Annotated in this window: 6 protein-coding genes; 1 reads left to right on the top strand and 5 read right to left on the bottom strand. The window is 60.4% G+C overall.

What is annotated here, in order from left to right:
- Positions 1 to 100: 100 nt before the first annotated feature.
- From HMPREF3098_RS06605 to gltB, 4 genes are all read right to left on the bottom strand, one after another.
- Positions 101 to 916 carry a VOC family protein gene (locus tag HMPREF3098_RS06605; protein ID WP_070434456.1) on the bottom strand — a complete coding sequence of 272 codons (816 nt, stop codon included), beginning with the start codon at positions 914 to 916 and terminating at the stop codon, positions 101 to 103.
- Positions 916 to 1,260, bottom strand: a complete 345-nt coding sequence (locus HMPREF3098_RS06600; protein ID WP_070434455.1) for an RNA-binding S4 domain-containing protein — start codon at positions 1,258 to 1,260, stop codon at positions 916 to 918. The genes HMPREF3098_RS06605 and HMPREF3098_RS06600 overlap by 1 nt, the downstream gene beginning before the upstream one ends.
- 266 nt (positions 1,261 to 1,526) lie before the next feature.
- A complete protein-coding gene (locus HMPREF3098_RS06595; RefSeq protein ID WP_070434454.1) occupies positions 1,527 to 3,065 on the bottom strand; it encodes a glutamate synthase subunit beta in 1,539 nt (512 codons plus the stop codon).
- A complete protein-coding gene (gene gltB, locus HMPREF3098_RS06590; RefSeq protein WP_070434453.1) occupies positions 3,065 to 7,660 on the bottom strand; it encodes a glutamate synthase large subunit in 4,596 nt (1,531 codons plus the stop codon). The genes HMPREF3098_RS06595 and gltB overlap by 1 nt, the downstream gene beginning before the upstream one ends.
- A gap of 363 nt (positions 7,661 to 8,023) precedes the next feature.
- Here gltB and HMPREF3098_RS06585 point away from each other — a divergent pair, with 363 nt between their 5' ends.
- On the top strand, positions 8,024 to 10,282 hold the full coding sequence (locus tag HMPREF3098_RS06585; RefSeq protein ID WP_070434452.1) for an NADPH-dependent 2,4-dienoyl-CoA reductase: 2,259 nt from the start codon (positions 8,024 to 8,026) through the stop codon (positions 10,280 to 10,282).
- Between the two features lie 67 nt (positions 10,283 to 10,349).
- Here HMPREF3098_RS06585 and HMPREF3098_RS06580 read toward each other — a convergent pair whose 3' ends face one another.
- The gene (locus tag HMPREF3098_RS06580) at positions 10,350 to 11,036 is read right to left on the bottom strand and encodes a DNA-3-methyladenine glycosylase I (protein ID WP_070434451.1); all 687 of its coding nucleotides are present in this window, start codon (positions 11,034 to 11,036) and stop codon (positions 10,350 to 10,352) included.
- Positions 11,037 to 11,200: the final 164 nt, after the last annotated feature.

Here is an 11,200-nt window from a genome sequence, read left to right as displayed (position 1 = left end):
AGAGATTGCCACCGGTCGGCCAGCGCAACCAGTCGGCCGAGGCTAGAGGCCGCCGGCGCTAGAGGCCACCACCGGTCGGCCGGCGCAGTTGATGGGGGGGTTAGCCCTCGGGGGCGAACAAGTCCGGCTCGTGCACGTCATCCTGAGCTGAATCATATTCCGCAACCTCGCATAGATTGAGGATCGCGCCCGTGGAATCTTGGATGGTTGCCACGCGACCAAATTCAGCCTCGTACGGTGGGCGTACCACCACGCCACCCAAGGCAGGGATCTGCGATACGGCCTTATCGATATCGGCCACACCCATGTACATCGTCCACAGGCTGGTGGATTGCTCCATCGCGGAGGTATCCCACATACCCGCCAGTCCCGCGCCTTCCAGTTCGCCGACGGCATACCGGAACTCCGGATCATTACTGGCCTGACGAATGTCCCAACCGGCGAGTTCGTGGTAAAACTCCAAGGTTTCTTCCCACTTATCCCCCACGAGCAGCTCATACCACACTGGGGTGGAAGGCTCGCCCGCTGCAAGCAATGCATGTTCATCGGCTGGGCACTTCAGACCAATGGCTGCGCCCGCCGGATCCAGGAGCATCGCCATAGCACCGCGCTCCCCTAATGAACGGGGCTCCAAGGCGCTGGTGGCGCCCGCGGAGACGGCGGCGTCGTGCGAAGAAGCAACATCAGGGGTGTACAAGCACAAACCCCACATCGACAGCGAGCCCTCCGGCACCTGGGCCAAACCGGCGACGGGCATTCCTTCACAACGAGCAACAACGTAGCCACTGTTTTCCCCGTCGAGCTCCTCGAACTCCCAGTCGAGCAGTTGCCCGTAGAAGTTCCGGGCGGCGGTGATGTCGGTGGTGGCTAGATCAATCCACAGGGGCATGCCGGGGTGGGCGATGATGGCGGGCATTACATGTTCCTCCACTTTTCGGGGTCGAAATCGTCATCGGCGGTGGCCTCGTCGAAGTATTCGCCAAGGTCATCGTCATCGTCAATGCCTGTCGCATTCGCCGAGTTGTCCGAGCATTCCACCACGCGCGCGCCAGCGAGAACCGAACCGTCCTCGCCGAGCACCGTCACCTCGTCACTTGGGCGCAGGACTTTGCCGCGCCTAGTCTCGACCTCACCATTAACGCGAACCATCTCGGTGCGGATGAGGTCCTTGGCGATCCCGCCGGTTTCCACCAGGTTGGCGTACTTGAGGAACTGCCCTAGGCGGATTTCATCGCGAACGGGAATGTCGGGGATTTGCATACCGGCCAGTGTACGGGTTGAGGCCACGCAGGTCACCATCGACGTCATTGGTGGCGGGGTGTTTCAAACCTGTACCGACAGGGCGCAAGTACGCACGCGGGAATACCTAAGCGCGCATCGCAGGCACCGTGCAGGAAGCGCGCACCGCACGCACCGTACATGAAGCGCGCCGCCACCGTGCAGGCATCGTTATATACGGGCCCGCACCGCCAGATCCACTTCGCCGCTTGCCCAGCGCTAGATGCGCCGTGCCCGAGCAGGGGCGCCTAAGCGCGCATCGCCAGATCCGTCGGATTGATCGGCCGTGGCAGGGCGGTCTCGCCCATCAGCACACGATCGGCCTCCGCCGCGGCAGAACGCCCTTCGGAGATTCCCCACACGATCAGGGACTGGCCACGCCCTGCGTCGCCAGCGACGAATACCGGGATGTCCGCAAAGTCCGGTGTGGTGGCCTTGGCACGGTACTTGCCGTCGCGCACCAGCCGTCCGCGGCCGTCGACCTCCAGGCCCAGGTCCCGCACTACGGCGGATTCTTCGACGGAAACGAAGCCCATGGCCAGTAGCACTAGGTCCGCATCCATTTCGAAATCGGTGCCCGGAACGTTTTCCAACCCGTTGTCACCAAAGCGGCATTCAGCACCCTTCAGGCCCGTGACCTTGCCATCGGTACCAGTGAGTTCCACGGTGTTGATCTGCCAGCCACGCTTACCCAACGTATTGCCCACTTCGCGGGTATCGAAGCCCAGCTTCTCCACGATCTCCGCAGTCTCTTCACCCGTCACGGCGTATTCGCCTTCCTCATGCGCGGATGCGAGGCGCAGCTGCAGGGGGTAGGTCGGCCAGGGCGTAGAAGCAGCACGGGTCTTCGGTGGCTTCGGCATGATGTCGAACTGATGTACAGTCTTCGCGCCTTGGCGCAGCGCGGTACCGAAACAGTCAGTACCCGTATCGCCACCACCGATGATGACCACATTCTTGCCCTTGGCATCGATCGGGGACGTTTCGATATCCCCGTATCCCACGCGGTTTGCCGGTGGAAGGTACTCCATTGCCTGGTACACACCCTCCAGATCACGGCCTGGCACGGGCAGGTCGCGACCAACGGTGGAACCGATTGCGAGGATCACGGCGTCGAAATCCTTGAGATCTTCACCGGTGGGGCTGATGTTGGTCTTGAAGACAGTGCCTTCGGCCTCCATCTGCTGGATGCGGCGATCAATCCACTTCTTTTCCATCTTGAATTCCGGCACGCCATACCGCATCAGGCCACCGATGCGGTCGGCGCGCTCGAAGACGGTGACGGCGTGCCCGGCGCGAGTGAGTTGCTGCGCTGCCGCCATGCCCGCAGGTCCGGAACCAACAACGGCCACCCTCTGGCCTGTGGAGAACGTCGGCTTGATGGGTTCCACCCATCCTTCCTTCCACGCGTGCTCCACGATGGTGAATTCGACGGTCTTGATGTTGACGGGATCGTCGCCGATACCCAACACGCACGCGCCTTCACATGGAGCGGGGCACAGACGGCCGGTGAACTCCGGAAAGTTATTGGTCGCGTGCAGGCGGTCGTATGCCTCTCGCCAGCGGCCCTGGCGGACTAGATCATTCCACTCAGGGATGATGTTGCCCAATGGGCAGCCGTCGTGGCAGAACGGGATACCGCAATCCATGCAGCGGCTGGCCTGAGTCTGCACCTTGTCGTCGGAGAAGTTCTCATAGACCTCGTTCCAGTCCATGAGGCGCAGAGGAATCGGGCGGGTCGCCGCACCTTCGCGACGGTACTTCAAAAATCCTTGTGGATCAGCCATTATTTCACTTCCTCCATGATGGCGGCGGCGATGCCGTCCCTGTCTAGACCGGCTTCTTCGGCTTTTTGGATGGTGGTCAGTACGCGTGCGTAGTCGCGTGGCATGACCTTAATGAGGTCCGCAGCATTGACCTCTACGGTTGAACCCGTGAGCTGCTTGTGCGTTGCGATGGTTTCTTCCAACCACCGCAGTTCTTCTTCGTCGGTGACTGTTTCTACTTCAACGAGCTCGGGGTTGATTCTCTTTTCGACGCCGCTTCCATCGTCCAAGAGGTAAGCAATACCACCGGACATGCCCGCGGCGAAGTTGTTGCCCACCTTGCCCAGGACGATAACGCGGCCACCTGTCATGTATTCACAACCGTGGTTTCCGATGCCTTCTACCACTGCGGTGACACCGGAGTTACGAACACAGAAGCGCTCGCCGACGGAACCGCGGATGAACATCTCACCGTGTACACCACCGAATCCCAGAACGTTTCCGGCGATCACGTCGTTGGAGAGGTCCTCGGCTTGGTCGTTATCGCCTGGGCGGATGATGATGCGCGCACCAGAGAGCCCCTTGCCGACGTAGTCGTTGGCATCGCCCTTCAGCGTCAACGTCATTCCGTGTGTGGTGAAAGCACCGAACGAGTTACCGGCCGATCCCGTGAACTCGAGGTTGACGGTGTTCAGCGGCAGTCCTTCGCGACCGGCCACGCGGGAAATCATGGAACCGGTCATGGTGCCGACGGTGCGGTTGACGTTCGTGATGGGGTAGGACAGGTCGATGGAAACGTCCTCGCCTGCTGCTGCTCGGCGGATGGTGTCCTCGGCATCCTTTCGGATTTGGTTATCCAGCGCCTTTTCCAGGGAGTGATCCTGTTTCTTGGTGCAGTGCAGGTCCTGGTGCATGAATGGGCTGTCGGGGCGCTCAAAGATGCGGGTGAGGTCCAGCTTGCCGGCGGTCTTGTGATCCACGGCCATGGAACCACCGGCGAGGCATTCGGAGTGCCCCACGGCTTCTTCGATGCTGCGGAACCCTAGCTCGGCTAGGTATTCACGGACTTCTTCGGCGATGAACTTGAAGAAGTTCACCACGTGCTCCGCTTGGCCAGTGAAGCGCTTGCGCAGCTCCGGGTTCTGAGTTGCCACACCAACGGGGCAAGTATCAAGGTGACACACGCGCATCATGATGCAGCCGGAAACTACGAGCGGTGCGGTGGCAAAACCGAATTCTTCAGCGCCCAACAGTGCCGCTACAACAACATCGCGGCCGGTCTTGAGCTGACCGTCACATTGGACGGTGATGCGGTCACGCAGACCATTCATCAACAGGGTCTGCTGGGTCTCAGCCAGCCCCAGCTCCCATGGGCCACCCGCGTGCTTGAGGGAGGTCAATGGGGAAGCGCCGGTACCGCCATCGTGGCCGGAGATCAGCACGACATCCGCGTGTGCCTTAGAGACACCCGCTGCGACCGTGCCCACGCCCTGCTCGGCCACCAGCTTGACGTGGATGCGTGCATCTGGGTTGGCGTTCTTCAGGTCGTGGATGAGCTGTGCCAGATCCTCGATGGAGTAAATGTCGTGGTGCGGTGGTGGGGAAATCAAGCCCACGCCCGGGGTGGTCACACGAACCTCGGCAATCCATGGGTAGACCTTGCCCGGAGGCAGCTGGCCGCCCTCACCTGGCTTTGCACCCTGGGCCATCTTGATCTGGATGTCCGTGCAATTGTTCAGGTAATGGCTGGTCACACCGAAGCGGCCAGAGGCTACCTGCTTGATTGCGGAACGCTTCCAGTCACCATTGGGCTCCTTCTCGAAGCGGGCTGGATCTTCGCCACCCTCACCGGAGTTGGACATGCCCTTGAGGCGGTTCATGGCAATCGCCAGCGTCTCATGCGCCTCGGCGGAGATGGAGCCGTAGGACATTGCACCAGTGGAGAAACGCTTGACGATGTCGCTGACTGGCTCTACTTCATCGATGGAAATCGATGGGCGGTTGCTTTCGAACTTGAACAGGCCACGCAAGGTCGCCAACCGCTCGGACTGGTTGTTGACCCGGTCGGTGTATTCCTTGAAGATCCGGTACTGGCCGGTGCGGGTTGCATGCTGCAGTTTGAAGACGGTTTCTGGGTTGAACAGGTGGTACTCGCCTTCGCGGCGCCACTTGTATTCGCCACCGATTTCCAGCTCGCGGTGAGCTTGCTCTTCAGGGCGTGGCAAGAATGCACCGCGGTGGCGGGTTGCCACGTCGTCGGCGATTTCTTCCAGTCCAATGCCTTCGATCGGGCTGAATGCACCGGTGAAGTACTCGTTGAGCAGGTAGTGGTTCAAACCGATGGAATCCGCCAGCTGCGCGCCACGGTAGGAAGCGACAGTAGCGATGCCCATCTTTGACATGACCTTTTGCAGGCCAGTGCCCATTGCCTTAATGAAGTTGGCCTCACCCTCGGCAACGGTGACGTTCCCGATGCGCCCTTGGGCAGCCAAGTCCGCGATGGTTTGCAAGGCCATGTATGGGTTGACGGCATCGGCACCGAAGCTGACCAGCATGGCCAAGTGGTGAACCTCGCGGCAGTCACCGGACTCGATGACCAGCGATGCGCGGGTGCGGGTCTTCTCCTTCACCAAGTGCTGGTGAACTGCGGAGGCCAGCAGCAGGGATGGAATCGGCGCGTAGCGCTCGTCGGACTCGCGGTCGGACAGCACGATGACGGTGTGATCCTCGGCAATAGCCTGGGAAACTTGGCGACGAATTCGATCAATGGCTTGGCGCAGGCCGGCACCACCATGGGCTACTGGGTACAGACCAGAAATGGTGATGGCTTTAAAAGCACCGAACTTAGCCTCGTCTGCCCCTGCGGCTCCCACGATGTTCGCCAGCTGTTGGTTATCCAACACTGGGGTTTCCAGGTGAATCCGGTGAGCGGCCTCCGGGGTGGGGTTCAGCACGTCAGCTTGCGCACCTAGGTGGGTGAACAGGCTGGTCACCATTTTTTCACGGATGGAGTCCAATGGCGGGTTCGTCACTTGAGCGAATCGCTGTGCGAAGAAGTCATACAGCGTGCGCGGACGGTTGGACAACGCAGCGATTGGAGTATCGGTACCCATGGAACCGATGGCTTCGGCTCCAGCGCCGGCCATCGGACGGATGAGGGTTTCTACATCCTCCTCGGTGTAGCCGAAGACTCGCTGGCGCAACACTGTGCGCTCGTGGTTCATCTCGATAGTTGTGGACTGTGGCAGATCCGCAGCCCGCACCAGCTGGTCCTCCACCCACTGGGTGTAGGGCTGCGCAGCCAACTGCTGCTTGATTTCCTCGTCACTGACGATGGTTCCTCGGGCGGTGTCAACCAGGAACATGCGACCTGGTTCCACGCGAGTGCGCTTGACGATGTCCTCTTCGGGAATATCCAGCACACCAGCTTCGGATGCCATAACGACGAGCCCGTCCTTGGTGATCCAGATTCGTCCTGGGCGCAGACCGTTACGGTCCAGTACAGAACCGATCACAGTGCCGTCGGTGAAGGCCAAAGCGGCCGGACCATCCCATGCCTCCATGAACGTGGAGTGGTACTCGAAGAACGCACGGACTTCTGGGTCGATGTTCTCGTCGCGCTCCCACGCTTGAGGAACCATCATCAAAACCGCGTGTGGCAAACTGCGTCCACCTAGGTGGAGCAGTTCTAAAGCTTCATCGAAGCGACCGGTATCGGAGCCTGCTGGGTCACAGATGGGCAGTACGCGATCGAGGTCTCCCAGGATCTCCGAACGAATCTGGGACTCGCGGGCGCGCATCCAGTTTTCGTTGCCGCGAACGGTGTTGATTTCACCGTTGTGCGCCAGCATGCGATAAGGGTGCGCCAGTGGCCAGCTAGGGAACGTGTTGGTAGAGAAGCGCGAGTGCACGATAGCCAGTGCAGATTCCACGCGCTCGTCCTGCAGATCCAGGTAGAACTCACGCAGCTGAGGCGTGGTCAGCATGCCCTTGTAAACCATGGTGCGGCTAGATAGCGATGGGAAGTATACGGTTTCGCTGCCGGCTCCGGCACCAGCCCCGTGGGTGCCGAGTTCGCGCTCCGCACGCTTGCGTACGAACCACACGCGCCGGTCCAATTCAAGGCCGCTTAGGGGGTTGCCGTGGGCGTCGGAACCAGAGAGGAACAGCTGCTGGAAGATTGGTTCGGCATCGCGGGCGATCGCGCCGAGGGAAGAGTTATCAGTCGCGACATCGCGCCACGCGATAAATTGCAGGCCTTCTTCCTCGATGATGCGCTCCACAGCGCGCATTGCATCGAGTGCGGCCATGCGGGAGGCAGGGAGGAACGCGATACCGGTAGCGTACTGACCGGCGGGGGGCAGATTGACGCCCTTACTTCCCAGTTCCTCACGGTAGAAACGGTCTGGAACCTGAATGAGGATACCGGCACCGTCACCGGTATTCTTCTCGGCTCCAGCCGCTCCGCGGTGGTCCAAGTTGACCAGCGCCTGAATGCCCTTTTCCACAATGTCGCGGGTCGGGCGGCCATGCATATCGGCGACGAACGCCACACCGCATGCATCGTGCTCAAACTGCGGGTCATAAAGACCCTGGCGTGCAGGGTAGTTATTCATAGTCGGCGACCTAACTCTTCGTCACAAGTACCGCTAAAGCGAATACGTGAATAATTTGCACCAATTTTCGTGGGTGAGGACGCAACGCATCCTCTGCTGTTACTCCGGTCACTTTGGAAACCGAGGTGAGTGTATAGAGTCACCCATGTCACCCGACCTGTCCAAATCAGGGTTACCTAAGTTCAGCTTCACGATCGGGGCCGTGATGGCCCTAACAGAACCAAACCGCAAGAGACGTGAATTACTCACACTTTCATAAGTAGTGTAAACGGGTATTCGCAAAATCGGAGAGGATTTAACAAAGACTTCATATTTCGTGGATTCACCCGCCCCCACCCGACTGCCTGTGGCAACATCTTGGCCATGACTGATTCCGATAGCCTCCGCCCCACCGCGCAGTCCGCTGCCCCCTTGCAGCCCACAACGGCTGCGCTTGGCACCCCTTCTTTTTCCGACGCCCCTGGCGCAGCCGACTTCGCAACCATGCTGTCCCCCATCACTGTCGGCAAACGAGAGTTTCGTAACCGTGTGATCATGGGCTCGATGCACACGGGCCTGGAGGATTCGCTGGACGATATTCCCAAGCTCGCAGCGTACTTCAAGGAGCGCGCCGAAGGTGGTGTGGCCGCGGTTGTCACCGGTGGCTACCCACCCACGCTGGAGGGCAACCTCACTCCGTTTGGCCAACCTTTCAACACTCCAGAGATCGCGGCAGCTCACAAGGAAGTCACCAACGCCGTACATGAAGGTGGCGCCTTGGCGATTCTGCAGCTGCTGCACTCGGGGCGCTACGGTTACCACCCGATGGCCCTGAGCGCCTCCGATTCGAAGTCCCCCATCAGCCCATTCCCGGCACGGGCGATGACGGTTGAGGAGATCGAAACCACCATTGCGGCCTATGCCACCGCGGCGCAGTACGCAGCGGAAGCAGGTTACGACGGCGTGCAAGTGATGGGTTCCGAAGGGTACCTCATCAATCAATTCCTCGCCGAACGCACGAACCAGCGCACGGACGACTGGGGTGGCTCTGCGGAAAACCGCCAGCGCTTCCCTGTTGAAATCATCAAAGCCATTCGTGCTGCGGTGCCCGAAGACTTCGTGATTGACTACCGCATCAGTGTTCTGGACCTGGTCGAAGGCGGGCAGACCCAGGAAGAAATCCTGCAGCTGGCCGGCAAACTGGAGGCCGCTGGTGTTGACCTGTTCAGCTCCGGCATCGGTTGGCACGAGGCGCAGGTTCCCACGATCGTGACCTCCGTGCCCCGCGGCGCGTTCGCGTGGGCTACGAAGGTTCTGAGGGACCACGTCAATGTGCCCGTCGTGGCGTCGAACCGAATTAACGACCCGGAGGTAGCCGAGCAGGTACTGAACGGTGGGTGGGTATCCGGTGACGGCAGCACGGAGCAGAGCCCACAGGCGGACTTGGTCTCCATGGCACGCCCACTGCTGGCGGATCCAGAGCTGGTCAACCGTGCAGCGCGCGGTCTGTCTAAGGAAATCAACATTTGTATCGCCTGTAATCAGGCCTGTCTGGACCACACGTTCGGAAATAAGCGCGCCACATGCTTGGTCAACCCTCGCGCTGGCTACGAGACTGAGCTGGTGCTCAAGCCGGCACAGGGCACAAAGCGCGTGGGTGTTATCGGTGGCGGTGTAGCTGGATTGTTCGCGGCTGAAGCGTTGGCTCAACGTGGTCATGATGTCACCGTGTTCGAGGGTTCTAATGAGGTCGGCGGACAGTTCCGTTTGGCGATGCGGGTTCCGGGCAAGGAGGAATTCGTTCACTCCCTCACTGCTGTTCAGGAGCGTCTGAACAGCCTGAAGGTCGAGATCCGCACCTCCGAATTCCGCACCCCGCAGCAACTACTGGACGAAGGTTTCGAAGAGGTCATCGTGGCAACCGGTGTGGAGCCACGCATTCCTGAATTCCCGGGTGTGACCGAGGGGCTGGCGGGCGCAATAGACGGCGTGCAGGTGCTGACCTACCCCGAGCTCATCTCTGGCGCGAAGAAGGCCGGCCAGTTCGTGGCGGTCATCGGCGCAGGTGGCATCGGTTTTGACGTTGCCGAGTTCCTACTGGAAGACCGCGGTGGCGAACCTCAGAGCTTGGAAAGCTGGACCAAGCAGTGGGGTGTAACCACCGATAGCACCACGGAGGGCAATCTCACCCGCCCCCGCCCTGAACGTCCACAGCGCCAGATCGTGATGCTGCAGCGGAAGACGTCCAAATTGGGCAAGGGCTTGGGCAAAACCACCGGTTGGGTTCACCGTGCGAGTGTGGCCATGGGTGGTGCATTGCAGGTCGCGGGCGTGACGTACGAGAAGATCACTTCCGAGGGCCTGCACATAACCATCGCCGCTGATGACGAGCGCGCCATCAACGCTGCTCAGCGCGCCGGCATCCCCCTGGGTGAGGCAGACGCCAATGGTCGCATTGCTCTGACCCTGCCCGTGGACTCCATCGTGCTGTGCACCGGCCAGGAATCAGTCCGCCCCGTTGACAAGGACTGGGCCAGCGAAGAGCACCCGAACGTGCACATCGTTGGCGGTGCCGATGTCGCCGCCGAGCTGGATGCCAAGCGTGCCATCCGCCAAGCCGTCGAGGTTGCCGCAGGGATCTAACTCCGGCACCGCACTGGGCGCCTAGCCACGTGCACGCTAGCACCGCACTGGGCGCCTAGCCATTCCCCTAGGTCTCGCCGTCGCCCTCCGGCTGCACCACACGGTCATTGACCATGCCAATGGCCTGCATCGTGGCATAGCACGTGGTGGGTCCCACAAACCTGAAACCACGATCCTTCAGTGCCTTAGCCATCGCAACGGATTCATCCGAAATCCGCGGGATCTTATCCTGATCCCGGGGGCGCTCGTGGTGTTCCGGCGTAAAACTCCACACGAGCACCGGTAGCCCCGGCGCCAACCGGTCGGCCGCACCTCCTAACACTTTCCGGGCTGGGTGATCCTCGGGAAGAGCCTGCGCTTCGGGATCATCCCGCAGGTCAATTGCAGCTTGGGCGTTGTCGTACAGCGCCGCATGCTTCTGCGGATTACGAATCAGGCGTTCGTCTGCCAAAGCCGCTTCCCGTCGCTCCTTCGGCATCGCGACGATCCGCGTGGGATCGAACATGTGGAATGCATCGCGAAACGCAGGGCGCTTATTCAGCACTAACGACCAGCTCAAGCCCGATTGAAAACCCTCAAGGGTAATACGTTCCAACAACCCGCTTTCAGTGATGACATGGCGGCCCCACTCATTGTCAAAATAGTCTTTCTCAATTTCGGTGCGGTACGTCCACGGCGGTCGTGCAATTCCGTCATCTCCACGGATCAATCCGTTGGGAAGAACGTTGTCTGCCATTAGAGTTCCTGCCTTCATATCGGGTTTCCTTTCCTCATTGTCCCTTTTTTTTCGCCATCGCGGTTGCGGGTGCGGTGGCATGCAGGAATCACACTAGGCACCGCATGCGTCATCGCTTTTCTTTCCCGACGCCACCTCGGCCCCATTTCCCCAGTTCACGGGTGGGGGCTAACTTTCTTATC

It is taken from the genome of Corynebacterium sp. HMSC28B08, assembly GCF_001806865.1.
Classification (GTDB): Bacteria; Actinomycetota; Actinomycetes; order Mycobacteriales; family Mycobacteriaceae; genus Corynebacterium; species Corynebacterium auriscanis.
Note: the sequence above shows the minus strand (reverse complement) of the source record. Positions and strands in the feature narration are given on the sequence as shown.